Origin of the sequence: Sphingobium sp. CR2-8 (assembly GCF_035818615.1) — a bacterium.
Taxonomy (GTDB): domain Bacteria; phylum Pseudomonadota; class Alphaproteobacteria; order Sphingomonadales; family Sphingomonadaceae; genus Sphingobium.
In genome coordinates this window covers 2,396,398-2,422,463 of record NZ_JAYKZY010000002.1, presented here as the reverse complement: position 1 = coordinate 2,422,463, position 26,066 = coordinate 2,396,398, and the positions used below count along the sequence as shown (strand labels likewise).

20 protein-coding genes and 3 pseudogenes are annotated in these 26,066 nt (G+C 60.9%); 14 read left to right on the top strand and 9 right to left on the bottom strand.

From position 1 onward, the window contains the following. Positions 1–159 precede the first annotated feature (159 nt). The 5 genes and pseudogenes from U5A82_RS15715 to U5A82_RS15700 all read left to right on the top strand — a co-directional run bounded on the left by U5A82_RS15715 (position 160) and on the right by U5A82_RS15700 (position 5,960). On the top strand, positions 160–852 hold the full coding sequence (locus U5A82_RS15715) for a DUF6250 domain-containing protein (protein ID WP_442802179.1): 693 nt from the start codon (positions 160–162) through the stop codon (positions 850–852). A 24-nt stretch (positions 853–876) separates the two neighbouring features. Continuing rightward, positions 877–2,316: pseudogene (locus tag U5A82_RS21740) on the top strand (exo-rhamnogalacturonan lyase family protein); the annotation flags it as partial. A 3-nt stretch (positions 2,317–2,319) separates the two neighbouring features. Continuing rightward, positions 2,320–3,597: an exo-rhamnogalacturonan lyase family protein gene (locus U5A82_RS21735; RefSeq protein ID WP_442802216.1), complete on the top strand. Its 1,278-nt coding sequence runs from the start codon at positions 2,320–2,322 to the stop codon at positions 3,595–3,597. Position 3,598: 1 nt separating this feature from the next. Next, complete coding sequence (locus U5A82_RS15705; RefSeq protein ID WP_326291766.1) at positions 3,599–4,918, top strand: oligogalacturonate lyase family protein; 1,320 nt, start codon at positions 3,599–3,601, stop codon at positions 4,916–4,918. A gap of 55 nt (positions 4,919–4,973) precedes the next feature. Continuing rightward, on the top strand, positions 4,974–5,960 hold the full coding sequence (locus U5A82_RS15700) for an alpha/beta hydrolase (protein ID WP_326291765.1): 987 nt from the start codon (positions 4,974–4,976) through the stop codon (positions 5,958–5,960). Positions 5,961–6,102: 142 nt separating this feature from the next. Here U5A82_RS15700 and U5A82_RS15695 read toward each other — a convergent pair whose 3' ends face one another. Then, positions 6,103–9,237 (bottom strand): TonB-dependent receptor, encoded by a 3,135-nt coding sequence (locus U5A82_RS15695; RefSeq protein ID WP_326291764.1) that lies wholly within the window; start codon positions 9,235–9,237, stop codon positions 6,103–6,105. A 293-nt stretch (positions 9,238–9,530) separates the two neighbouring features. Here U5A82_RS15695 and U5A82_RS15690 point away from each other — a divergent pair, with 293 nt between their 5' ends. The 3 genes and pseudogenes from U5A82_RS15690 (at position 9,531) to U5A82_RS15680 (ending at position 12,743) form a co-directional block, all read left to right on the top strand. Continuing rightward, a complete protein-coding gene (locus U5A82_RS15690) occupies positions 9,531–11,450 on the top strand; it encodes a rhamnogalacturonan lyase (RefSeq protein WP_442802178.1) in 1,920 nt (639 codons plus the stop codon). 172 nt (positions 11,451–11,622) lie between these two features. Then, a pseudogene (locus U5A82_RS15685) lies at positions 11,623–11,888 on the top strand (transposase); the annotation flags it as partial. Between the two features lie 216 nt (positions 11,889–12,104). Further along, complete coding sequence (locus U5A82_RS15680; RefSeq protein ID WP_326291763.1) at positions 12,105–12,743, top strand: IS110 family transposase; 639 nt, start codon at positions 12,105–12,107, stop codon at positions 12,741–12,743. Here the strand turns inward: U5A82_RS15680 and U5A82_RS15675 are convergent, their stop codons facing one another. Further along, on the bottom strand, positions 12,744–12,881 hold the full coding sequence (locus U5A82_RS15675; protein ID WP_326291762.1) for a hypothetical protein: 138 nt from the start codon (positions 12,879–12,881) through the stop codon (positions 12,744–12,746). A gap of 42 nt (positions 12,882–12,923) precedes the next feature. On the opposite strand from U5A82_RS15675, the gene U5A82_RS15670 reads away from it, so the two are divergent. From U5A82_RS15670 to U5A82_RS15660, 3 genes and pseudogenes are all read left to right on the top strand, one after another. Next, the gene (locus U5A82_RS15670; RefSeq protein WP_326291761.1) at positions 12,924–13,463 is read left to right on the top strand and encodes a transposase; all 540 of its coding nucleotides are present in this window, start codon (positions 12,924–12,926) and stop codon (positions 13,461–13,463) included. A 37-nt stretch (positions 13,464–13,500) separates the two neighbouring features. Then, positions 13,501–14,391, top strand: a pseudogene (locus U5A82_RS15665) (IS3 family transposase); the annotation flags it as partial. 60 nt (positions 14,392–14,451) lie between these two features. After that, positions 14,452–14,880, top strand: a complete 429-nt coding sequence (locus tag U5A82_RS15660) for a zinc-binding metallopeptidase family protein (RefSeq protein ID WP_326291760.1) — start codon at positions 14,452–14,454, stop codon at positions 14,878–14,880. A 166-nt stretch (positions 14,881–15,046) separates the two neighbouring features. Here U5A82_RS15660 and U5A82_RS15655 read toward each other — a convergent pair whose 3' ends face one another. From U5A82_RS15655 to U5A82_RS15625, 7 genes are all read right to left on the bottom strand, one after another. Beyond that, positions 15,047–15,169: a hypothetical protein gene (locus tag U5A82_RS15655; protein ID WP_326291759.1), complete on the bottom strand. Its 123-nt coding sequence runs from the start codon at positions 15,167–15,169 to the stop codon at positions 15,047–15,049. Positions 15,170–15,249: 80 nt separating this feature from the next. Further along, positions 15,250–16,209, bottom strand: a complete 960-nt coding sequence (locus U5A82_RS15650; protein ID WP_326291758.1) for a fumarylacetoacetate hydrolase family protein — start codon at positions 16,207–16,209, stop codon at positions 15,250–15,252. Positions 16,210–16,212: 3 nt separating this feature from the next. After that, positions 16,213–16,992 (bottom strand): cyclase family protein, encoded by a 780-nt coding sequence (locus tag U5A82_RS15645; RefSeq protein ID WP_326291757.1) that lies wholly within the window; start codon positions 16,990–16,992, stop codon positions 16,213–16,215. Next, positions 16,989–18,146, bottom strand: coding sequence for an alpha/beta hydrolase family protein (locus U5A82_RS15640; RefSeq protein ID WP_326291756.1), 1,158 nt, complete (start codon positions 18,144–18,146; stop codon positions 16,989–16,991). The genes U5A82_RS15645 and U5A82_RS15640 overlap by 4 nt, the downstream gene beginning before the upstream one ends. Before the next feature lie 16 nt (positions 18,147–18,162). After that, positions 18,163–19,065 (bottom strand): VOC family protein, encoded by a 903-nt coding sequence (locus U5A82_RS15635; protein ID WP_326291755.1) that lies wholly within the window; start codon positions 19,063–19,065, stop codon positions 18,163–18,165. 31 nt (positions 19,066–19,096) lie between these two features. Then, on the bottom strand, positions 19,097–20,212 hold the full coding sequence (locus U5A82_RS15630; protein WP_326291754.1) for an FAD-dependent oxidoreductase: 1,116 nt from the start codon (positions 20,210–20,212) through the stop codon (positions 19,097–19,099). 79 nt (positions 20,213–20,291) lie between these two features. Then, positions 20,292–21,206, bottom strand: a complete 915-nt coding sequence (locus U5A82_RS15625; RefSeq protein ID WP_326291753.1) for a LysR family transcriptional regulator — start codon at positions 21,204–21,206, stop codon at positions 20,292–20,294. 121 nt (positions 21,207–21,327) lie between these two features. Here U5A82_RS15625 and U5A82_RS15620 point away from each other — a divergent pair, with 121 nt between their 5' ends. From U5A82_RS15620 to U5A82_RS15610, 3 genes are all read left to right on the top strand, one after another. Beyond that, a complete protein-coding gene (locus tag U5A82_RS15620) occupies positions 21,328–21,552 on the top strand; it encodes a hypothetical protein (RefSeq protein WP_326291752.1) in 225 nt (74 codons plus the stop codon). 68 nt (positions 21,553–21,620) lie between these two features. Then, positions 21,621–22,865 (top strand): glycoside hydrolase family 1 protein, encoded by a 1,245-nt coding sequence (locus U5A82_RS15615; RefSeq protein ID WP_326291751.1) that lies wholly within the window; start codon positions 21,621–21,623, stop codon positions 22,863–22,865. A gap of 43 nt (positions 22,866–22,908) precedes the next feature. Beyond that, on the top strand, positions 22,909–25,989 hold the full coding sequence (locus tag U5A82_RS15610) for an alpha-L-rhamnosidase (RefSeq protein WP_326291750.1): 3,081 nt from the start codon (positions 22,909–22,911) through the stop codon (positions 25,987–25,989). The last annotated feature ends 77 nt before the right edge of the window (positions 25,990–26,066 follow it).

Sequence of the window (26,066 nt, the reverse complement as noted above, 5' to 3'; positions counted from 1 at the left end):
GGCATTGTCCGCAGGATCCAGTCGGATGGCTACTCGCGCTTGTGGCTGACGGTAGCAGGCGGACGCTATTTCGTTTGACGGCAAATTCTGCGTAGGTAATTATCCAGATATAGATATGTGATCCCATAATATGGGCTTTCTTTTAGGTGAGGTTGGGCTGTGATCAGCCGACGCAATGTGATGGCCATCTTTGTTCTGACGTCTTGCTGGTCGTCAGTAGCGGCAGCAGTAAAAGGGCTGCTGTGGCGCGACACATTTCGCCATGGCCTTGATCAATGGCGGGTAGAAGCCGTGGGCGATGCGAGCGTCAGTGCATCCGAAGGCGTGCTCGACATCGTGGCGCCGAAAGGTGTTACCTTATGGTTTCGGGAACGGCTGACCGGCCCTTTGGCCATTCATTATGATGTACGTGCGGTTGGCGCTCGCGGACCGTTTGATACTGTCAGCGACGTCAATGCCTTCTGGATGGCGGGTGATCCGGCGACGCCATCCCGATCGGTGTTCGATCATCCGCGAACCGGCACATTCGAGGATTATGACGGTCTGGAAACCTATTATGTCGGCATAGGCGGCAACCGTAACAGCACTACGCGCATGCGTCGCTATGTCGGCAAGTTTGGCGAACGCCCCCTATTGCCGCAGCATGATCGTACAGATGCGGACGCCATGCTGACCGCTGATCGTTGGTTCAGCATCGCCCTGATCGCAGACGGCCATCACATCGCGGTGTTAAGGGACGGGGTGCCGCTGTTCACGCTGAATGATCCGCACCCCTATCGCAGCGGCCATTTCGGATTGCGCACCACCCAAAGCCATATTCAGGTCCGCAATTTCAGCATTAGCAGACTGTAATCATCATGATAAAATTTGGAGAGGATGGACATGCGTGATTGGGGAATGCTGACGCGTCGGGATGGTTTGAAGACCGCGCTGTTGGCGGGGGCATCCATTCTTTTACCTGGATCCGCACGGGCGGCCTCGTCGGGGAAAGCGGCGATGCCTGATACCCTCATACGCTGGATAGACGATGCCGCTCCAGCGTTGTCTCTTGGACAGACATTCGGTGTGCCATGGCCACGCGGCGCATTGCGCGCCACCAGTCCTTTGTCCGTACAGGGCGTTGACGGACACATATTGCCTTCGCAGCACTGGCCTCTTGCCACATGGCCTGACGGATCGATCAAATGGACTGCCCATGCGTTACCCGCCGGTGTCGATCAGCCCGCCGGATTGAAGGTCGTTTCGAGAAAGCCGACTGTTCCGCAAGCGCCGTTGATAGTGCGGGAAACCAAGGAGCGTATCGAGATTGGTTGCGGCGATTTGCGCTGGTCCATTTCGCGATCGGGCCAGACGGTCATGGATTATGCGCGACAGGGCGACCGGAATGTAGTCGGATCGCTCACGCTGGTCGCGTTGGTTGACGATGCGCCGCAAAATGGCGCCCGCACCACTTTCGTCGGCCGCATCGACAAGGCGACGGTGGAGCAATCGGGGCCGGTGCGCGCCGTGGTAAAGCTGGAAGGCGTACATGTTGCGGACGGTCGGCAGATGCTGCCGTTCGTCATACGCCTGTACGCCTATGCCGGCGGCGATCATCTGCGGATCGTTCACAGTTTTATCTTCGATGGTGAACCTGCAAAGGATTTTGTCAGCGGCATCGGTCTGCGCGCCACTGTGCCGATGGCTGGCGCCCCCCATGACCGTCATGTCAGGATGACAACGGAGCAGGACGGCTTGTTCAGCGAAGCGGTACGGCCGCTCACCGGCCTGCGTCGCGATGCGGGCGTACAGGCAAGAGCAGCGCAGATCGCAGGGCGGGCGGTCGCCGCGGAAACATTGTCGCCGGTTGTCGCGCGGCTGCTGGAGCGCATTCCTACCTGGTCCGATTTCGACCTGTCCCAATTGTCTGCGGACGGTTTTTCTATCGCCAAGCGCACCGGTGACGGTCATGCCTGGGTCAATTCCATCGCGGGCACCCGTTCTTCGGGATTGGCCTATGTGGGCTCCCCCCAGGGCGGCGCAGCCATCGCGGCCCGCTACTTCTGGCAACGTCATCCGTCGCAAATCTGCATTCGCAACGCTGCGGGCGAAGCCGCCGAACTGACTGCGTGGCTATGGTCCCCCGACGCCAGGCCGATGGACATGCGATCCTATCGCGGGGTGATGGGCATGGAGGACTATGCCGACCAGAATGAAGGCCTGGACATCACCTATGAGGATTATGAACCGGGCTGGGACGCCGTGACCGGCGTTGCGCGCACCAGCGAACTGACATTATGGGCGTGCGCGGCGACACCTTCCGCCGACACGCTTGTCGCGATGGCGCAGGCCAATGCCACGCCCCCGCAGTTGATGGTGACGCCCGAGCGCATTCACGCCGCCAATGTGCTGGGCATCTGGAACTTGCCTGATCGATCGACGCCCATGCATGCGCGGATAGAGGATCAGAACAGCCATCTGGTTGATTTCTATGTCGGCGAAGTGGACAGGCGCCGCTGGTATGGTTTCTGGAACCATGGCGATGTCATGCATAGCTATGATGCCGATCGGCATGTGTGGCGATATGATATCGGCGGCTTTGCATGGGACAATAGCGAATTGTCCCCGGACCTCTGGTTCTGGACCAGTGTATTGCGGACCGGCAATGCATCGGCTTTCCGTTTCGCAGAGGCCATGACCCGTCATACGGGGGAGGTCGATGTCTACCATATCGGCCGGTTCAAGGGGCTGGGGACCCGCCATGGCGTCCAGCACTGGAGCGACAGCAGCAAGCAGCCGCGCGTTAGTAACGCCATGTATCGGCGCATCTTCTATTATCTGACCGCCGACGAACGCGTGGGCGACCTGATGCGGGCGCTCGTCACGTCTGATCAGTCGCTGCAAGGTGTTGAGATCGGCCGCAAGGTGCCGGGCGCAAAACGCGATCCCTTGCCAGAGGGGGTTATCGACCTGAGTTTCGGGACGATGTGGTGTTCCATCGCATCCGCTTGGCTGACGGAATGGGAACGCACTGGTGAGGCTAAATGGCGGGAACGGTTGATGAACGGCATGGATAGCATTGGTCGCCTGAAATATGGCTGGCTGGCGGGCAGCGCGCCCTATGATATCAAGTCCGGGCGTTTCATGGGCGCAGGGGACCGGATTTCCATATCCCATCTGAACGCTGTTTTCGGCGCGCTGGAAGTAAATGCCGAATTGCTGCAACTGATCGACGCGCCGCGATACAGGGCGGCCTGGCTCGATTATTGCCGCTGGTTCAACGCTTCACCGCAGGAATGGAAGGCGAAGTTCGACCAGCCTTATGGTCGCCGCAACCTGAAGGAAGGCCATTCCCGTCTGACGGCCTATGCCGCGCGGGAAACGGGCGATGCGCAACTGGCTGCGCGCGCATGGCAGGAGTTTCTGGGCGGGGATGCCGGGCTGGGCTTGTCGCAGGGTGATCCCCGCATTGCCCGTACAGGACCGGCCTATGTCCGTCCGACCGTCGAATGGCCTGACATATCGACCAACGCGGCATCGCAATGGGGACTTGCAGCGATCGAGAATCTGGCCCTCATCCCCGATGCGCTGTCCGCCGCAGCGGGCAGGGGGGCGTAACATGCGCGCGACGATGGCCATGGCGACGGCTTTGCTGGCCATCGCCGCCAGCCCGACAGCCGGGGCCGCACCGGCTGCGCAATGGGTCGATCCGGCTACCGGTCACCGCGTTCTACGGCTCACCGATAAACCGGGCAGCGCCAGCCTCTATTTCCACCAGAACAGCTATACGCCGCAAGGCGACAAGATGGTCATTTCGACTCCCGACGGCATATCGGTGCTGACCCTGGCGAACTGGACCATCACGCCGCTGGTGAAGAGAAAGGATATTCAGTTGCTCTTTACGGGTCGCAAGACCCGTACCGCTTATTATGCCAGTCGCGGACGGGATGATGGCGCCAACGCAACGACCATCTTCGCGGCGGACATAGATAGCGGAAAAATCCGCCGCATCGCGCAGGTTGATCGGGGATCGATCGGGTCGATCAATGCGGACGAAACCCTGTTGCTGGGCCAGTGGGCGCAAAGCGATCGGCCCCTGCAACCCGATGGTACGCAAAAAGCCGCGCCCGAAATTAGACAGCCATTCGGACAGGCCCATTATGCGGCAAATGGTCCTGATGGAAAGCCGCTCAGTTTTGCAGAGGCCAAGGAAGTCCGGCTGAACGAGCGTCTGGAAGCGCGCATCCCGATGGAAATATTCACCATCGACATCCGCACCGGCAAACGCAAAGTGATCGTGGCGTCGACAGACTGGCTCAATCACATCCAGTTTTCGCCGACCGACCCCGGCCTCATCATGTATTGCCATGAAGGTCCATGGCACAAGGTGGACCGGATCTGGACCGTGCGCATCGATGGCAGCGGGCAGACTTTGGTGCATCGGCGCATGATGAACATGGAAATCGCCGGACATGAGTTCTTCTCCCCGGATGGCAAATGGATATGGTATGATCTTCAGACACCACGGGGCGAGATTTTCTGGCTTGCCGGTTATGAACTGGCGACTGGGCGGCGTCGGTGGTTCCATGTTGATCGCAACCAATGGTCGGTGCATTACAATCAGACGCCCGACCTGACGTCCTTTTCGGGCGACGGCGGCGACGATGAAATGGTTGCCCATGCGCCTGACGGCAAATATCTCTATCTGTTCACGCCGCGCGACATTCCCGATGTCGCGGGCATCCATGCGGACAATGCCGAAAGGCTGATCATCCCCGGCACGTTCGGCGTCGAAAAGATCGTCGATATGCGCAGGCATGATTACAGGCTGGAACCCAACATCACCTTCACACCCGATGGCAAATGGATGATATTCCGGTCCAACATGGACGGCGCGCCCCATGTCTATGCCGCAGAAGTGGCAAAGGCAGGCGGATGACAGGCACGGCATATCGCGCGCGGACCGAACGGACGGATTTGTTGGGGGACGATTGATGAAATCGACGGACAGGCGGGCGTTTCTGGGCGGATTATCGGCAGTGGCGTTGAGCCCGATGCTGGCCGACATCGCCCATGCAGAAGTCTCTGGTTATGGCGACCGCTTTCCCATTTGGCCAAAGGATGCACCGGGTCTGCCCACAGCTGGCGTTCAGGACCAAAGTGTCAGGCGTAATGCCGATGGTGATCCTGACGATCTGGCCTGGCCCCATGTCGCCACCCCGATGCTGACGGCATGTCCGGCGGCACAGCCAACAGGTGCTGCGGTCCTGATCATCCCCGGTGGCGGATATACCCGCGTGGCAATGGGGACCAAACCCTCGGCGATCGCGCGCTGGTTCGCGGGGCAGGGGGTGTCGGCCTTCGAACTACTATATCGTTTGCCGCACGACGGCTGGAAAGCCGGGCCTGACACGCCACTACAGGATGCCCAGCGTGCAATCCGCGTCATCCGGCAAAATGCCCGGCGCTATGATATTGACCCTGCCAATGTCGCCGTGATCGGCTTCTCGGCGGGCGGGCATCTGAGCGGCAGCCTTGCCACCCGGTGGAATGTGGCTAGCTATGACCGAGTTGATGCGGCTGACGATCAGGATAGCAAACCTCTGGTCGCGAGCATGATCTTTCCGGTGGTGAGCATGCAGCCGCCGGTAGCCCATGGCCAGTCACGTCGCGAATTGCTGGGCAGCAGTCCCGATGAGGCGACAGCGCGGAAATATTCGCTCGACCTCGACGTTCCGGCGGACACACCGCCGGTTTTTCTGGGTCATGCGGCCGATGACAAGGTGGTGGACTGCGCCAACAGCATCGCCATGTTCACGGCATGCCGCGAGGCGCATATTCCTGCCGAACTCCACATTATCGAAGAAGGAGGGCATGGTGCGCCGCTGTTCGAAGCTGACGGCCGGGCCGGGTTGTGGCTCAACCGATATGCCCGCTTTGCCGCCCGGCACGGATTGAAAATCCCCGCCGACGGCCCCTGATCCAACATGATGGTGTCGCAGGCAAGGATATGGCGGCACCGTTATGCTGTGGTCATGAAAACGGCGCCTGTACGGACGCCAATATAATGCAGCACGGGCGACATATATCGCTATATGCCGCCCGTACCTGATCTGATGATCGTTACAGCTTGAGCTGTGCGCCGATGAACAGGCGGCGGCCCGGATAATAATATTCGATCGGCTTGGCCGCATCGATATAGGTCTTGCTGAATTCCTTGCCGAGATTGAGCGCTTCCACCGACACCTGGAACTGGTCAGTCAGGCGGAAAATCACCTTGGCATCGATGAAGGTTTCACCCTTGCGGTAGATAGGGCTGTTGGCGTTGGCGGCGTTCGCTGCCTCCGCCAACCAACTGGTGCGCCGGTTATAGGTCAGGCTCGCGTTGAGAAAGCCCTTGTCGTAGAAAATCCGCCCATTGTAGGTGAATTTCGACAGGCCGGGGAATTCCTTCAACGGTTCATTGGTCGCCTGATTGGTCAGGGCCGTTTCCAGCGCGCGGGCATAGGTGATGTTGCCCGACACGCCCAGTCCGTCAAACGGCGGAGGCAGGAAGCTGAAAACCGTCTGCGCGCTGGCTTCGATGCCGTCCAGCTTGGCGCCAAAACCGTTGATCGGCTGACGCACGGTATAGGTGACCCCGTCCTTGAACAGGTCGACGCCGCTGCGCGTTTGTGCGGGAAGGATGAAGCTCTTCAGATTCTTATAATAATAACCTACGCTGATCATCGTGTCGGCATTGGGATACCAGGCGACGTTCAGGTCATACTGGTCTGCGCGATAGGGCTGCAGGTCGGGATTGCCGGCGGTGCAAACATCGTCCAGTCCAGCCGAGTTGGTCAGGTCGAACACGCAGTTGACCGCCGGCGACAGGTCAATGACCTTTGGCCGCGCCATATTCTTGGCATAGGTCGCGCGGATATACAGGTCCGGCGTCGCTTCCAGCGACAGGTTGATCGCAGGCAGCCAGTCATCATAGGTGTTGCTGATCGAAATCTGCTGCACGGCGGTGATGACGCCCGTTTCGATCACCGCCGGAATGACCACGCCGTTCACGGTCTGGCCAGTGCCGGGCCGGATACGTGTTTCGCGGCGCGTGTTCGAACTGGTCCCGGTGTCCTTGGTGCGGGTATAACGCACCCCGAAATTGCCGGACAGCTTCATGCCGAATATGTCCTGTTCGAAATTGAACTTGAGATAGCCTGCGGCAATCGTCTCGTCGATGACATAGGCTGGGATCTGCGGCAGGCCGTCGGCATTGCGCACCACATCCTGGTCAAAGCCCGACAGGTCGAAATAGCGGGACAGGGCGTCATAGTTGAACAGTGGAATGGCAAGCCGACTGGGCGCGCCATCGGGCGCACCGGACAGGCCGGTGAACAGCGGTTTGCCGCCTGTTACACCAGTGTTGGACGCGATGAACTGCTGATATTGGGCGGGCGTCAAATAGACGGTTCCGGCGGCCGGCCCGGATGCGGGAACCGCGCCGATGACGGAACCCAGGCTGACATTCGCCCCGGTCTGATAAACGGCCGGTGATGCCGGGATTCCGGCGCTTGGCACGGCGGCTACAGCCTCTTTCAGCAATCGTGCGCCGCCACCAGCGTATGAATAATAGTTCTGGTCGCGATACTGTCCGCCTATTTCGATTTTCGAAATGAAGGGCAGCAGATCGCGGGTGTCATAATCGACATCGAGTTTGAACTGCTTCTCGCTCGTTCCATTATCAGACGGTCGATACTGGACGTTGGGGCCAGCCACATTCAGCAACTGGCCGTTCGCGCCGCGCCGGTTGAGGTCCGCATAGACATTGGGGTCCGCCGCGTCGAAGCTGCCGGGGAAAGTGAAGACCGGTATGCCAAGGTCATTCTGGCGATCGATATTGATGCCACCGACACTGGCCGTCAGCCCGACCAGGTTCGTATTGTTGATCAGGTGCGCCGACGACTTCGACGCCATGCCAACCATTTTCATCCGGCCTACCGACCAGTTGAAGCCAGTCTGATAATATTTGGTCTTCTGGTCATAGCTAAAATCGCGGCGCTGCACGCCGATAATGTTGTTCGCGCCGGTATAGGCGGGTGCGGCAACCGTCCCGGCATTGACACCATTGACGTTGCTCAGCCAACTGGTGACTGTATGCGTTTCCTGATCAATGGAGAAGGTGCCGGCCGTGATGCGCGGGCGCGACGCAGCGCCGGCGGCGTTGGTGGCAAGCGCTGCGTCATAGTTGAAGCGTTCAAACCGATCGGCGTTGACGGAATAGTTGGTGTCGCGAAGCTGCTGCCGACGATTGTTGATCGTTGCCTGACCCCAAATGTCGAAATTGTCCGCAACGCGGAACTGCGCCTGAAAATCGGCTGAGGTGCGCTTGTCGGTGCGGTCGAGCGTGCGATAACGCGCGATCGTGGGTGCCCAGTCGAAAAACTGGGTTTCGCATGCCAGACGATTGCTGGTGGCAAGCGCAGTGGTGGTCCCAGTTACGCCTGCACAACTTTCATATGTATTGAAATTGGCATAATCGGCGTTTGCGACAGTCTTTTCCGCGGAACGATCAAAGTCGGCCAGCCGGTTCCAGTTGGTGTTCGACGCATAATCTTGGCGGGTATCGACCTGGTTATGCGTGACGTTGATGAGCAGGCCCAGCCGACCACCCAATAGATCGCTGCGTGCAGCAGTCAGGTTGACGCGCGGTTTCCATGTTCCGGTAAGGTCCAGCCGCTGGGCTTCACCCTTAATGACAAAGATAGGCTTGACGATTTCAAGCGGACGGCGCGTTTCCACGCTCACGGTGCCGCCGATGCCGCCTTCCGTCAGATCAACGGTGTAGCCTTTCCACACATCGATCGACTTAACCAGTTCGACCTGCAGTTCACGAAAATCGCCGCCGCGCCCGCCGCCAGCAGACTGCTGGCTCACGCCGTTGATTTCGATACGATTGAGTTGCGGCTCGACACCGCGAATGGACACTGCCGTGCCTTCGCCGAAATCGCGGTCCAACTGGACGCCGGTGATGCGCGACAGAGCTTCGCCCACATTCTTGTCGGGAAAACTGGAAATATCCTCTGCCACGATCGAATTGACAACTGTGCCAGCGTTGCGCTTGCGCGAGATAGCGGACTGCAGCGACGCGCGGGTGCCGGTCACGACGATATCGCTATTAGGGACAGCGCGCGTGGCGACGCGTCCTTCGCTCTTGTCCGCCTGACCGGCATCTTCCTGTTGGGCCGACGCGTCATCTGATTGTGCGTAGGCCATGGCCGGACACCATATACCTGCGGCGAGCGCCACGATTGAAGCTGAGCGGCGTGAACGCGCGAAAACGGCACGAAAATTCATTGGCACCTCCCTGTGCATCTCTCTCCAGAAGAATCTTTCGATTCTGAAGCGGACCCAATTCTTATGTTTCAGCTCTAACCTGTTTGATTTGCCGGTGCAAATAAAATACCATTATGTCCTACCATGATCCACATGGTGGGACATAATTGACAGGCGGCGATTTGTCCGACATGCAGACGCAATGATCGGCGACAGCATCAATTGGCCGAAGGATGAGGATGGATATGACAGGCAGGCGCAGCAGGAATCTGATCAGGGGCATCCTTCTTGTCGGGGCGGCAATGGCGGCCAGCGGGGTCTGCGCCCGTCCTGTGGAAAAGCTCGATCGCGGGCTTGTTGTGATCCCGGCGGCATCGGGCGAGGGAAACCATATCTCCTGGCGATTGCTGGCAACGGACAGAGAAGCCATCGATTTCATACTTTGGCGTGATGGTGCCCAAATTGCGCGCCTAGACAGAACGGCCGCGACCAGCTTCCATGATGTGCAGGGGCAGGTGAATTCCCTCTACGCTATATCCACCGGCAATATGAAAGCTTCAGGGAGGGGCGTCCGCCCTTGGTCCGAAGGTTATCTGGCGATACCGATGGACGTCCCCGCAGATCGGGTGACGCCGGATGGCGAACGATATAGCTACAGCGCAAATGACGTCAGCGTTGGCGACCTGGACGGAGATGGTCGTTATGAACTGGTGGTCAAATGGTATCCGTCCATTGCCAAAGATAATGCCTTTGGCGGCTATACCGGCGAAACACTGATCGACGCCTATACGCTGGATGGCAAAAAATTGTGGCGTATCGACCTTGGTCCCAACATCCGGTCGGGCGCGCACTACACGCAGTTCATGGTATTCGATCTGGATGGCGACGGTCGGGCTGAGGTTGCGATGAAGACCGCAGACGGCACGGTCGACGGTGCAGGAACGGTCATCGGCGATGCCAAGGCCGACTGGCGCGAACATGATGGCGAAACGCCGCAAGGCGATCGCACCGGCGCGACGATATTGCCGGATGGTCGCCGCGTGGCGCGGTTGAAAGGTCGTGTTCTTTCCGGTCCCGAATATCTGACCGTGTTCGACGGACGTACCGGGCGCGCACGTTCGACCGCCGAATACAGCCCGCCGCGCGCCGACGATAACCAGCCATCGGCGGAACGGATGGCCGAACTGTGGGGTGATGGTTATGGCAATCGGTCGGACCGATATCTGGCCGGAGTCGGCTTCCTCGACGGACGCCATGCCAGCCTGATTTTCGGTAGGGGCTATTATGCCCGCTCGACGATCGCCGCATGGGACTTTCGGAACGGCAAGTTAAGCCGTCGCTGGTTGTTCGATAGCGCGGCGCCGGGCAACAGCGCCTATGGGGGGCAGGGTAATCACCAGTTGTCGGTCGCTGATGTGGATGGCGATGGGCGTGATGAAGTCATCTACGGATCAATGGCGGTTGATGATGATGGGCGCGGACTGTGGAGTGCGCGCCTGTTCCATGGCGACGCCATGCATGTTTCCGATCTGGACCCTGACCGCCCGGGGCTGGAAAAGTTCGGCGTTCATGAAGATATGCGGTCCAACGGCGGTATCGGCGCGGCTATGCTGGATGCGCGCACCGGCGCGATATTGTGGACCAAGCCAGCGGAAAAGGACACCGGGCGCGGCATTGCCATGGACATCGATCCCAGTCATCCCGGCGCAGAATCATGGGCAAGCAACTCGGCCGACCTGTGGGATGCGAAAGGCAATGTCATTCCCGGCGGCCATCCGCGCGCGGCGAATTTCGGCATCTGGTGGGATGGCGACACATTGCGCGAACTTCTGGACGGCACAACGATCACCAAATGGGACTGGACGAACGCCACGGAACGTCCTCTCCTCTCTCCCAAAGGCGTGGCGTCCAATAACGGTACAAAGGCTAATCCGGCTCTGTCCGCCGATATCCTTGGCGACTGGCGCGAGGAACTTGTGCTGCGCAGCGAGGATAGCCGGGAATTGCGCATCTACGCGACGCCCTACCCAACGACTGTTCGATTGGTGACGTTGATGCATGATCCTGTCTACCGGCTTGGCGTTGCGTGGCAGAATACAGCTTATAATCAACCTCCGCATCTGTCCGTTGCTTTACCTGTTGATCACCGCTGAGAGGTAACCGGGGGAGCGTCCAATTTTCACTAGAAGTGACCCATGTTTAAACACGTTCCTAACTTTGGCGGGCGTGGACTATAGAGTGTTCGACATGGCATTATTATGCGCATTGAATAGCCCCTCGATTTCTGGACGCCTTCTATCCTAATTTTGAGGACAGGAAGCGACGATGGCGAAGTCTAATTTCAGCGATAATTTCAAGCGTGATGCGGTGGCCCAGATTACCGAGCGTGGGTATCCGGTAGCGGAGGTTTAGCTGCGCTGGCCTTCGGCTCCGAGCGGATCGGCGTCAGTCAGCATTCGCTGTATGCTTGGAAGCGACAACTGGCGGAGGTGGTGTCCGGCGATGCCGGCAAGGATGCAGAGATCCGCCAGTTGAAACGCGAACTGGCTCGGGTAACCAAGGAGCGCGATATCCTAAAAAACCGTCGCCGGCGAAGCCCGCCTGTGCGCGGTAGAAACGGGTCGTGCTATGGTACGGCCGGGAGGGTCGCGGCCGATGGCTTATTGGAGGCATGATACCCCGTTAAAAAAACGTGGCCCGTGGGTGTTTGCGTACTTGAGAGTGGCGACGCTGTTTTGCGGCGATCCAGGTTAGGAAGATGACGTTTAGCATCGCCCATACCCTCCTGTTTTAAAGGAGGACTTGGAATGAAACGATCAAAATCCGGCGCGCTAGCTATGGTCAATCCACGCGCCGCTGCCATCGACATTGGATCGACCATGCATATGGCGGCCATAAATCCGAACGCCGATGATAATCCGGTACGAGCGTTTGGGGCATTCACCGGCGATCTCCATGATATGGCCCGCTGGTTCAAGGCATATGGCGTCACGACTGTCGCGATGGAATCGACCGGTGTTTACTGGATCCCAGCCTATGAAGTGCTTGAAGGACATGGCTTCGAGGTGATCCTGGTCAATGCGCGATATGCCAAGAATGTACCGGGTCGCAAAACCGACGTCAGCGACGCTGCATGGCTGCAACGCCTGCACAGCTACGGGCTGCTGCGGGGGAGTTTTTGTCCCGAGGCGGGCGTGGCGACTATGCGTGCCTATCTACGGCAGCGCGAGCGGCTGATCGAATACGCTGCTTCGCATATTCAGCACATGCAAAAGGCGCTGATGGAAATGAATGTGCAACTCCATCACGTCGTCTCCGACATCACCGGCGTGACGGGCATGCGGATAATCAGGGCCATTGTGAGCGGGGCACGTACGCCCAACACGCTGGCGCAAATGCATGACGTCCGATGCCACGCGACGATTGAGACCATCTGTGCCGCTTGATCAGGGAACTGGCGGGACGAGCACATCTTCGCGCTCGGCCAATCCCTGGCCCTGTTCGACTTCTACCAAACCAAAGTTCTCGAATGTGATCGAAAGCTTGAAGTCGCGCTCAAGGCGCTCGAAATCAACAACGGCCATGACGTTCGCCACCTCCCAAAAGTCCGGACCAAAGGGCGACAGGTGAACACCACTGACTTTGAGGTCCGCTCCGCTCTGTATCGCGTGCTGGGCGTGGACCTGACGCAGATCCACGGGATTGGCCCATCGCTCGCGCTCAAGCTGGTCGGGGAGTGCGGGACCGATCTTGCGGCATGGCCCAGTTCAAAGCATTTTACGTCCTGGCTGTGCCTGGCGCCGGGCAACAAGATATCGGGCGGTAAGTTGCTGTCGTCGAAAACTCGACGATCTTCGAGCCGCGCTGCAGCACTCCTGCGTCTGGCCGCAACCACCATCGGTCGAAGTGACACCACGCTGGGCGCTTTTTACCGAAGGCTGTCGGCGCGCGCTGGAAAAGCAAAAGCGGTCACCGCGACCGCACGCAAAATCGCAGTGCTGTTCTATAACAGCCTGCGCCATGGCATGGCATATCATGATCCCGGTGCCTTACAATATGAGGAACGCTATCGCAGCCGGGTGATCGGCAATCTGCAGCGCCGTACCAAGGCCTTCGGCTTCATCCTGCATGAAATGCCCGCGGAACCTGGTACGGCTGTTTCTTAGGAAGCCACCGCGTATTTGACCTGCGATCACTCCGTTCCGCCAGGGATGCTAAGTGAGACACGCATTTGTTGCCGCGCATCGTGACCAGTTCCCGGTTCGATCGATTTGCCGGTGCCTGCGCATACAGCCCAGCGGTTTCTATGCCTGGCAGAAGAGACCGCTGAGACAACGGGCCCAGGAAGATGCTCGGCAGACGGAGTTGATCCGACAGGCCTGAACGACAGTGGCAAGGTCTATGGCTACCGCAAGTTGCATGGCGACCTGTTGGATCAGGGCGAGATCTGCTGCCCGAACCGTGTCGCCCGGTTGACCAGGCTGGCGGATATCAAGGCGCAGATCGGCTACAAGCTTCGGCCGGGCGGCCAAGGCGGTAAGCCGTCCCTGGTGGTTGATAATAGCCTGGATCGCCAGTTCGATGTGGCTACGCCAGACCAGGCCTGGGTGACAGACATCACCTACATCCGCACCGTGGAAGGCTTTGTCTATCTGGCTGTCGTAATCGATCTCTATTTCCGCCGCGTGGTGGGTTGGTCGATGCAGAGCAGGCAGACCACCGATGCGGTGCTGCAAGCGCTGTACATGGCGGTATGGCGGCGCAAGCCGAAGCAGCGGGTGCTGATCCATTCGGATCAAGGCTCGCAGTTCACCAGCATGGACTGGGCGGCCTTCATCCAGGCTCACAATCTTGAGCATTCGATGAGCCTGCGTGGTAACTGCCACGACAACGCCGTCGCCGAGAGCTTCTTCTCCTCGCTCAAGCGTGAGCGCATCCGGCGCCGCACCTACAAAACACGCGATGAAGCCCCGGCAGGACGTGTTCGATTACATCGAGATGTTCTACAACCCGGTGCGCAAGCAGGTCAGGAACGGGATGCTGTCACCCGCCCAGTTCGAACGGCAGCAGATTTTGAAAGCAGAAGGCGTCTAGAAAACTAGGGGCTATTCAGTCATACCCGCCTTTGCCACCGCCAGCGTCAGTTCCCGCACCGTGCCCGGTACGCCACCCGACCGGCAGATCGCGCTCGTGCGCAAATGGGTCGAAAGCCAGGGCTATCATCTCGTCGACGGGGATCCGACGGACGAGGACCGTCGGCGCTATCCTTTGCTGGCCGCCATCAAGGGTGGCGGCGGAATGCCCGCGCTGATGACGCCGCTGGATGCCGATGTCGGCAAATGGGCGGCGGCCGCTTTTGAAAAGGCGTTCCACCAGGACCCGGTCCGCATCCCCATCATGGGCGGCGGCGTCCCCACCAAGCCGTTGGCCGATGGTCTCAAAGTCCCCATATTGCTGATCCCGCTGGTGAATGCGGATAATAACCAGCATGCCGCGAACGAGAATCTCCGGCTGGGTAACTATGCTTCGGGCATATACAGCCTGTATTCGCTATTCACCCAACCTCTCGTGCAGGAAAAATGACAGGGTCAATCCATGACTTTTGCATCGCGGCAGCCAGGCGAACGCCGCCATGTCGGGAGCTGATGCAACCGGTTGTTCACACGTCAGTGCCGGAATGGATCGAGTGGGGCGAAAGCCGCCGGAATAGCTGACCTTCTACGCAGCAGGTGGAGGTCAGCGCCGGGCGTCACGCTATCTCGCGATAGGCAACGCTAGCAGCGCTCTTGGACATATTGCCAGTGAGCTTGAAAACAAGGCGGTAGCAGAACATGAAGGGCAGCCAACCGCGCATGAGCTGATGCACGGTCATAATTGACGCTCCCTCCGCCGCGGACCAAACAATGCTGAAACGTTGCACACAGTAAGCAGGCAATGTTGCTACCAACCGGATTACAAAAGCGGGGATCGTATTTTTTGGCTGATCGGTCCGAAATGCGCACCCTCAGCCTCCATATGCACATGATCGCCAAAATGCATGAACGGCGTGATTGCCGATCCGTGCTCGATCACTTCAATGGCCCGCCGTTCCGAAAGGCAGCATGATCCGAGCGCCTGGTAATCCGCATTGGATACCGTGCCCGATCCGATGATCGTTCCTGCGACCAGATGGCGCGTGCGCGCCGCATGGGCGATCAGGTCATGAAAGCCGAACTGCATCTCGCCACCGTGCGGATGGCCGAACCATTGCCCGTTCAGCCTGACTTCCAGAGCGAGATGAACCCGCCCATCGACCCAGGCGTCCCCCAGTTCGTCGGGCGTCACGGCATAGGGCGCCACGGAGCAGGCAGGCTTGGCCTGGACCCAGCCGAACCCCGTCTTCATTTCCACCGGCGCGATGGCACGCAGGGACCAGTCGTTGATGAGCAGGATCAATTTCACATGAGCCAGTGCGTCGCTGGCCGACGTTCCCATCGGCACGGCGTCGGTGATGACGCCGAACTCCCCCTCGAAATCTATGCCGTCCGCTTCGCTGGGAAGGATGACATCCGCGTGACCCGGCTGGAAAGAGTCGGAAAGTCCCTGATACATGAGCGGGCGATCCGTCTCGATCGGCGGCAGATCGAACGCCTTCTGCATCAATGCGCCATGCTGGGGAAAGGCCGAGCCGTCGAGCCACTGCCAGGCGCGCGGCAGCGGCGCCAGCAGGCGGCTGTGGTCCAGCGCCTCGCCTTCACCCTGTTCCAGCCGATCGGCCAGCGCTCGCAGCGCCGGTTCGACCTGTTGCCATTGTTCGATCGCCTGTTGCAACGTGTCGGCGATGCCGGCGGCAGGCATGCAACGCCGCGCATCGCGGGATATGACGACAAGACGGCCATCGGGTGCGCCGTTGGCCAGGGTAGCGAGGCGCATGGCCTAATCCTCGATGATGGCGACGGCACGGGTCCAGCCCGCCGACGCACCTTTGATCTTGTGCGGGAAGCAGCTGACGGTGAAGCCGTTGCCGGGCAGCGCTTCGAGATTATGCAGCTTTTCAAGGTGGCAATAGCCGATATCCCGGCCCGCTTTATGCCCTTCCCAGATCAGCGACGTGTCGCCGGTTTCCTTCACCTTTTGCGCGGTGTGGGCAAAGGGCGCGTCCCAGCTCCAGGCGTCGGTGCCGGTCACGCGCACGCCCTGGCGGGTCAGATACATGGTCGCCTCATAGCCCATGCCGCAGCCGACATTGACGAAGTCCGGCCGCCCCAGCGCCTTGCCCGCCGCCGTGTTGACCAGCACGATATCCAGCGGCTGGAGGTCATGGCCTATGCGTGCCAGCTCCGCTTCGACATCGGCCGCCGTGACCACATAACCGTCCGGGAAATGCCGGAAGTCGAGCTTCACGCCAGGCCGGAAGCACCAGTCCAGCGGCACCTCGTCAATGGTGATCGCCCGCTCGCCACCATCCATCGTGGGATGATAATGATAGGGCGCGTCCAGATGGGTCCCGTTATGCGTGGTCAGCGTCACCCATTCGGCCGCCGCAAAGCCCGCGCCGTCCGGCGTCTGTTCTGCGGTGACGCCGGGGAAGAAGTGCTGCAACTCCTTCACCGTCTCGCCATGGGTTTCATAGGTGATCTTGGGCCGCATGAAGGGCGGGTCGGACACCACGTCATTGTCCAGCGTGATCGACAGGTCGATGAAACGGCGGGTCATGCTGTTTTACCGCCCAAAGTTTCGGCGAACCAGTCGGCGATCGTGTCGCGGCCATAGGCCATATTGTCCGCGCCGACATGCTCCACGCCGCCTTCGCGATCGGTGAAGATCACCTTCTCGCGTCGCGGGCTGTTGACGAGCTGGTCGTAAAGATCGTCTGCATAGGAGAGGCTGATCTGCCGGTCCTTGGCGCCGTGCGTCACCAGAAACGGTACGGTGATGCGATCCATATGGCCGTTGAGGTTCATATCCGCGCTCTTGGCGTGAAAATCCTCCATGTCGCTGGCGCCGAAGGCCCACATGACATGCGCCCAATAATGAGGCACCGGATTTTCGCCTTCGCGATTGAGGCGCTTCTGCTGCACTTCCGCCCAATTATGGTTGGCGCCCCACACCGCGCCGCTGGCGAAACGCGGTTCATAGGCGACGGCGCGCGGCGCGAAATGGCCGCCCAGCGAAATGCCGGTCATGCCGATGCGGGCGGGGTCGACATCGTCCTGCGTTTCCAGCCAGTCCACCGCCTTGCTTGCCCAGTTTTCGCTGTGCGGATCGACGGGCAGATCCTGCAAACGCAGCGCCTCCCCGCTGCCGGGCTGATCGACGCACAGGGTCGATATGCCGCGCCGCGCCAGCGCTTCTGGCAGGCGCGACCAGTAGAGCAGTTCCTTGCAGCTATCGAGGCCGTTGCAATAGACCACGACAGGCTTGCGCCCTTCACCGGCCGCCCGCGTGTAGAGGGCAGGCATGGTGCCTTTTGCCAGCGGGATGTCCACCCGTTCCCGGTCCAGGCTACCCAGCTTCGTAGACCTCGCGAACGTCGCCAAAGCCTTCGCATAGGTGTCCTTGCGCCCCGGATGGCCATGACCCTGCATCCGCTCTGCGGTCATAAGGTACAGGGCCGCGCGCTCCAGCTTGTTGGAAGCGGAAAAGGCCCGCCCTCGCGCTTCATCCTCCTGCGCCAGGGCGATCAGCTTGTCGCCCATCGCCGCCCATTGCGCCATGAACTGCGGCGTGCCCGCGTCCGCCCCGCTGGCCGCCGCGTCGCGGATCGGCTGGCACATGTCGATGATCTCGCCCATCTGCGCGCCGCTTTCCATCGCGATGGCGACCGACAGGTTCCAGATATAGTTGGGAAAATATTCGAACAGGGCCATGGCTTATGCTTCCCCCTCAAACTTCTACGGCCTGGAACAGGCCTGCATCGGCCTCTGGATGCGGCATGGTCTGCGGGCCACCGACGCCGATGCCCCACTGGTCCATCACTTTGGGACCGGGGACATGCACCTTGGCCTGATGGCTTTCGAAGTCCACCTCCTCCAGTTCCGACGTATATTCGACGGCGAAGCCCGCGGGCGTCGTGAAATAGCTGAAGGTGTTGTTGCCGGCCGTATGCCGACCCGGCCCCCAGCGGATGTCGGTTCCCTTCTGCTTGAGGCGGTTGATCCCGGTCATCATGTCGTCGACGCTCAGCATGTCATAGGCGACATGATTGAGGCAGGGCGGTCCCGGCAGGATCGCCAGTCGGTGATGCGCCGAATTGCAGCGCAGGAAGCACATGAAATCGCCCAGCCAGTCGCTGACCTTGAACCCCAGCACGTCGCAGAACCACTGCACCATCGCCTTGTGATCGGGCGAATGGAGCACGATATGGCTGATCTTCTGGGGAATGCCCTCCCAACGGCTCAGCGCGCGCGGGGTGCGCGCGGCGACGTCGCTGGAAATCTCGAACGGCAGGCCATCGGGCGAGAAGAAGCGAAAGCCATAGCCCCCGCCCAGCGTATCCAGATCCTTCGGCGCGAAGATGATGCGTGCTCCCGATGCCGCCACCTTGTCGTGCAGCGCATCCACATCGGCCCGGCTGTCCGCCGCCAGCGCGATGACGTCGATGCGCTTGTCCGCTGCGGCGCGCAGGCGGACGACATAGCCCTCTTCGCCGCCGTCGGCGGCGAAATAGGTCATACCGTCCTTCTCGCCTGCCTCGACCAGCTTCCACTGGTCGGCATAGAAGGCGCGCTCGGCCTCCAGGTCGGGAACGGCATAGCCGACATAGCGGATTTCAGTGACACGGCTCATGATGGAAACTCCGGGAAAAAGGATGCGCGCCTCAGATCGGCTGCGCGACGATCGCGAACATGGCATGGGTTGCCTTGGCATTGTCGACCGGCGGACCCCGGCCGATCTGACCGTGGCAGATGGCCAGACTTTCCCGCACGATATAGGCGCAGCGGTCAAAGCGCCGGTTACGATAGACGGTGAAGGCTGCATCCAGATCGTCATGGCGCGACAATTCGTCGGCGAGCACCAGACTGTCCTCGATCGCCATGCCCGCGCCCTGTCCCAGATGCGGCGTCGTCGCATGGACGGCATCGCCCAGCAGGACGATCCGGCCCTTGTGCCAAGGCCCATCGACCAGCAGCCCTTCGAGCGGGCGATAGACCACGCCCTCATCATCTATGATCTGCTCGGCCAGCGCGCGGATGGCAGGCGCCGTCTGCGCCAGCTTGTCGCGCATCGCGGCCGCCAGACCTTCCCGCGGATAGCGCGGATTGTCCGGTTCCGGCGTGGTCACATACATATACATGAGGCTATTGGAGATCGGGACCAGCCCCACCCCGGTTCGCCCGTTATAGACCTGCAAGGCATCCAGTCCTTCCGATCGCTCGAAATTGTAGCGCCACACGGCCTGTCCGGTGAACTGCGGTTCGGACGCCTCGGGAAACAGCGCGGATCGGGTCTGCGAATAGACGCCATCGGCACCGACCACCAGATCGTAGCGCCCTGAACTGCCATCAGAAAAAGCGACGTCGACGCCGATCCCATCATCTTCGATCGATGTTGCTGTTACACCGAGTTGGACAGTTGCACCGCTCGCCAATGTCCGATCGCCCAGCACTTTGTGCAATGCGCGGCGGCCGATGCCGACATTGGCTGGCTTGCCCTCCACCAGTCGGGGCGAAGGAACCCGCGCGATCATCGTGCCGTCCGGCAGGAATATCTCCACCGCGTCGAAGCCCACGCCCGCCGAAAGATAATCGTCCAGCAGGCCCAATTCGCTCATGGCCCGCACGACGTTCGATTGCTGGATGATGCCGACCCCGTAGACCGACCAATCCGGGTCGCGCTCGATGACATGGACATCATGCCCCTTCGCGCGGAGCGCGATCGCGGCGGTCAGCCCGCCGATGCCACCACCGATGACCAATATGCGTTGCGCGTCCAAGCTTCGCTCTCCACCTTTGCTATGGGAGCGAAACTAGCGCAGAAAAAAAATATCAAAACTCGATTGTTTGGATGATTATCTATCCAAAATCTGGATTGGTTGCTGCCGTGCGCAATTGCGAGCGCAGCCAGCGCAGCCCCTCGTCGGTCGCGCGGGTCTGATGGAACTGAACCAGCTCTTCCATAACCGGAAAGGCGAAGGGCAAAGGCTGATAGGTCATCGGAAACATCTGTGCTGCGGCCCGCGCCAGTCGTTCGTGCATGACCGCAAGACGTTGCGTCCCGATCAGTAGCCAGGGCACGGTGGTAAAGGAGGAGGCCGACACCTCGATCCGTCGGTGTTTGCCCATCAAGGCCAAGTGCCGGTCTGCGAATGCGGCGTTGGATTGCGTCCCGATCGCAATGGCGACATGGCCGGCCGCCAGAAAATCCTTCTCGTCCAGAGGCGTGGAAAGCAGATCATTGTCGCTCCATCCGGCGACGACATGCTGCTCTTCGAACAGCAATTCCGTGGGATGATCCTGCGACAGGAACTCACGCGGACTGATCATCAGGTCCGCCTTCCCCGCAGCGATCAGTGGCGTGCTATGTTCGCTGGGCGACATGAGCTGGACGGTGATGGCGGGCGCTTCGACGACCAGGCGGATGAGCAGGGGCGCAATGACGGCGGCCACGACATAATCCGAAGCGATGACCTTAAACACGCGTTGGGACGAATGCGGATCGAAGGCAGCCGAGGTCGCCAGCAGTGTTTCAATTCCGCCCAGACTTTCGCGCACAAGTGGCGCCAGGCTTTCGGCAAAGGCCGTCGGGTACATCCGCTTGCCATGGCTGACGAGCAACGGGTCGCCGAAATAATCCCGCAGCCGCGACAGCGCAGCGCTCATGGCGGGCTGGCTCAGGTGCATCTGCCGGGCGGCCGCCGATACGGAATGGGTCTGCATCAACCCTTCGAACACGGCCAGCAAGTTAAGATCGAGACCGCGGAAACGCATGATCCATCCATCCCATGATTGGATAATGATAAGTTCAAACGATTTAACCTATGCGCCCTATCTGTCTAGGCTTTCCTGACAGACGCGCAGGATCAGGCGCGCATTGGGAGAGGAGACCACCATGAAGGCAGCCCTGCTAACGACCGCCGCCATTTTTCTGGCGCCCATTTCATCCGTTCATGCGCAGGCAGGAACGGAGAATGATCGGGCGAATCAGGGCAGCATCGCGCCCAGCCTCCAGGCAAGCAACGACATCAGCTCCGCCATTGTCGGCGTGGGCGTGCAGGCCTTCGCGACCCAGATCGATTCCCCCGTCGCCACCATTCCATTCCGATTCCGAGGTTGAATCCCATGTCTCCAGATTTCTCCCGCCGTACCGTGCTTCAGCTTGCCGGCGGAAGCCTCGCAATGACAATGAGTGGCTCTGCTCTTGCTGCCCGGCGCAAGCTGCGGTCAGATTTTCTATGGGGCGCGGCCACGGCCGGGCATCAGGTCGAAGGCGGCAACGTCAATAGCGACAGCTGGGTATTGGAGCATCTCCCACGCAGCGCCTTTGCCGCGCCATCCGGCGATGCCTGCGATAGCTATCACCGCTGGCGTGAGGACATGGCCCTGGTCAAGCGGATGGGATTGAACTGCTATCGGTTCGGCATCGAATGGTCGCGGATCGAGCCCGAGCCAGGGGAATATTCGATCGCGGCGCTCGATCATTACAGGGCCATGATTGACGGGTGCGCCGATATGGGCCTCAAGCCCTTGGTCACCTATTCGCATTTCACCGTCCCGCGGTGGTTCGCCGCGAAGGGCGGCTGGGAAGAGGCTGCCAATGTCGACCATTTCGTGCGCTTTTGCGAGCGGGCCGCCAAGGCGCTTGGATCGAATTACAGCCACGGCCTGACGTTCAACGAACCCAATCTGGCGGCGCAATTGTCCTGGCAGCCCGGTTTTCGCGCCAACATGCCCTATTTCGCGCAGGGAAACGCGGCGGCGGCCAAGGCGGTGGGCAGCGATCGTTTCTCATCCACGCCGGTTTTCGACGCGCAACGTGCCGGCCCGATTCAGGCGGATGCGCATCATCGCGCCGTGGAAGCCATCAAATCGGTACGACCCCATCTGCAACTTGGCCTGAGCCTTGCCGTGGCCGACGAACAGGCGGGGCCGGACCCGGACGATCTCAAGCGCAAGATCGCGCAGGTCTACGCGCCCTGGTTCGATGCTGTCGCCAAAGACGATTTCGTCGGTGTCCAGACCTATGGCCGAGCCTTGGTCGGCAAGGATGTCGATCTTGCGCCACCTGCCGGTGCGGAACTGACGCAGACCGACATGGAATTTTATCCGCAAGCCCTTGAGGCGACGGTCCGCTGGGTGGCCAAGGCGACAGGTCGCCCCGTCATCGTAACCGAGAATGGCGTAGCCACGGCGGACGACAGCCGTCGGATCGCCTATATCGACCGGGCCTTGTCTGGTCTTGGCCGGGCCATCAACGACGGCGTCGATGTGCGCGGCTACATACATTGGTCGCTGCTGGACAATTTCGAGTGGAACCGCGCCTACACGGCCCAGTTCGGTCTGGTCGCCGTCGATAGAGCGACCTTCCGCCGTACGATGAAGCCCAGCGGCCTGCATCTTGGCCGTTACGCGCGCAACAACAGCATCTGAAGCGTCCGCCCATCTGCTCGACTTTGTCACCTAGGATAATCTGATGCCCCATCTCGACCGCCGATCTTTCCTGGCTACCGGCGCTATCGTCGGATTGGGCGCACAGGGGGCGATGGCGGCGGGATCGCCAGCGAACCCGACCGTGACGGGGCTGCGGACCGCGATGCGGGAGACGCCGATCGGCATTGATGACCGGCAACCGGCGCTGTCCTGGCGGATCGAGGCCGGAGTGGGCACGATGCAGGCCGCATACCATATCCTCGTGTCTTCCAGCCTGGCAGCGCTGAAGCGGGGACACGGCGACCTGTGGGACAGCGGGCGTGTCGAAAGCGCAGCCTGCACAGGCATCCTCTATGCAGGTCAGTCACTGCGATCGGGTCAGACCTGTCATTGGACAGTGCAGGTCTGGGACCAGTCAGGCCAATCGTCTCAGAGCCAAGCTGCCCGCTGGGAAATGGGCTTGCTCGCCGAGCAGGACTGGCGCGGCGACTGGCTGGCCGTCGAGGGCGGCACGGAGCGCGACGATCGTATCGCAGGGGCCACATGGGTCGGCGGCGCCGCGCCTTCTCCTGCGCAACCACGTTCGTTCCGCCTCGCATTCCAAAGCGGTGCGGGGACCGCGCTGCTGACCATCATCGGCGACGGCGTGATGTCCCGGCTGATGCTGGATGGCCGACCGCTCGCCTTGCCTGCACGCGATCCCAATGCATTCGGTGGAGCGCCCGCGTCCCGTCTGCCGCTGGACCTTGCGGCGGGCGAGCATGTCCTCACCGTCGACGTTGCGCCGACGCCCGGATTCTTCGTCAAGCCGTTCGTATCGCTTGCCGCGCAGATCCGGCTGGATGGATCGGCCGGGTCTGCGCAGCGCATTACCAAGGGGTGGGAAACGCGGCTGGGCGACAAGGGGCCATGGTCGGCCGCCGCCGCTCTTGAGAAACAGCCCATCTTCCCATGGCCGCCCACACCAGCCCGATTGTTGCGCCGGGCTTTTGAAAGCAGGGGCGCGATTGCGCAGGCACGGCTCTATATTGCGGCGCTGGGCGGTTATCGCCTGTGGCTCAACGGCGGCCGGATCAACGACGATGAACTGCAATGCGAACCGGCCAATTACGCCGCCCGCATTCCCTACCGTAGCTATGACGTCACCAGGCTGATGCGAGACGGCGCCAATGTCATCGCAGCCATGGTAGGCGACGGCTATTATGCGAGCTACCAAGCGCCCAATGGCCGCTACGCCTTTGGCGCCGCGCCGCGCCGCATGCGCGCCGTGCTGGAAATCACAAGACGGGACGGGCGCATCGAGCATGTCGCGACCGATACGGACTGGCGTCATGCCGACGCACCCGTACTCATGTCGGAAATCTATGCCGGGGAGGATCAGGACCTTCGCCTGGCGCAAAGCGGATGGAACAGGCCGGGTTTCGACGACAGCCGGTGGGATCGCGCGTGGCAGGCGCCATCGCCGACCACGCCCTGTTCCGCCGCACTTGCCGAACCGGTGCGCGCGATCAGAACCCTGTCCCCCGTCACGATCCACAAGCGCGGCCCCAACCGCCATATCATCGATTTCGGCCAGAATTTCGCAGGCCGCGTCCGGTTGCAGGTGAAGGGGGGCGCTGGCCAGCAGGTCATCGTCCGCCATGCCGAAATCCTGTCGGACAAGGGCGAACTGGATCGCCGCAATCTGCGCGCCGCCCGGGCGGAGGATCGTTACTGGCTCCAGGGCACGGGCAAGCCGGAAACGTTGGAACCTATCTTCAGCTATCAGGGGTTTCGCTATGCGGAAGTCGATGGCGTAGCGACGCTGACGCTCGACATGGTCGCGGGCATCCAGCTTTCCAGCGCCATGCCGGAAACCGGCACCTTCCAGATCAGCGATCCCACTGTCCAGAAGCTGTGGCTGAACACGCTCTGGAGCCAGCGTTCCAATTTCATGGGCATCCCGACCGACTGCCCCCAGCGGGACGAGCGACTGGGATGGACCGGGGACGCGCAGATATTCTGGGACGCGGCGAGCTTCAATATGGACGTGGGCGCCTTCACCCGCTCCTACAGTCGCACGCTGCGCGACACACAGGCGGCAAATGGCGCCTATCCGCTCTGGGCGCCGTCCCCCGAAGCACTGGGATGGGGCACCAACAGCGCGACGCCGGGATGGGCCGATGCCGGGGTGATGCTGCCCTACACGGCCTATGTACACAGCGGCGATCGCACGATAGTCGATGAAAACTGGGCCGCGATGACCGCCTATGTCAGCGGCATATTGGCGACCAACCCTGACGGGCTATGGAGCAAGGATCGCGGGGCCGACCTTGGCGACTGGCTGGCGCTCGACGCGAAATCGCCGATGGACGAAACCACGCCCAAGGCGCTGATCGGGACCGCCATGCTGGCCCGCTCGGTCGACCAGTTGGCGCAGATGGCGGAGTGGACCGGCCGACCGTCCGAAGCGGCCCGCTGGCGCGCGCAGCATGGCCGGATTCGCGATGCGTTCGCCGCCGCCTTCGTCAAGGCCGACGGCACGGTCGGCAACGGTAGCCATTGCAGCTATATTCTCGCGCTGCGCCTTGGTCTCGTTCCAGACGCCCTGCGCGCCAAGGCAGGCGCACTGCTGGCCGCAGATATTCGCCGACGCGGCACCTTGCTTTCCACCGGTTTCCTCGGCACGCCGCTGGCGCTCGATGCGCTGGTGGACGTCGGGGAAGACAAGCTCGCATGGGACTTGCTGACGCGCACCGATTTTCCCTCTTGGGGCTACATGGTCCGAAAGGGCGCGACGACGATATGGGAGCGGTGGAATGGCGACACCGGCGATGTCGCGATGAACTCGTTCAACCATTACGCGCTCGGCGCGGTATGCGGGTTTCTCTACCGCAGGGTCGCGGGCATCGACCCGATCGAGCCGGGCTTTGCGAAATTTCGCGTCGCACCGATGCTCGATCCTCGCATTACGCAGTTCGGGGGAACGGTTGATAGCGTGAGGGGACGCATCCAGACGCGATGGACCTACCGGGACGGAAAGGCTGCACTGGATGTTGTCGTCCCACCAAATGCGCGCGCCGAAATTATCGTCCAGGGCGCGGGGCAGGAAGTGGGCGCAGGCCGTCACCAACTCGTATTTTAGCTAGCGTCCGCGGCCGACAAGTGTGGCCTCGACGCGCGCCAGCCATGGGCGCAGACCTACGGAGCGATCGCGATCAT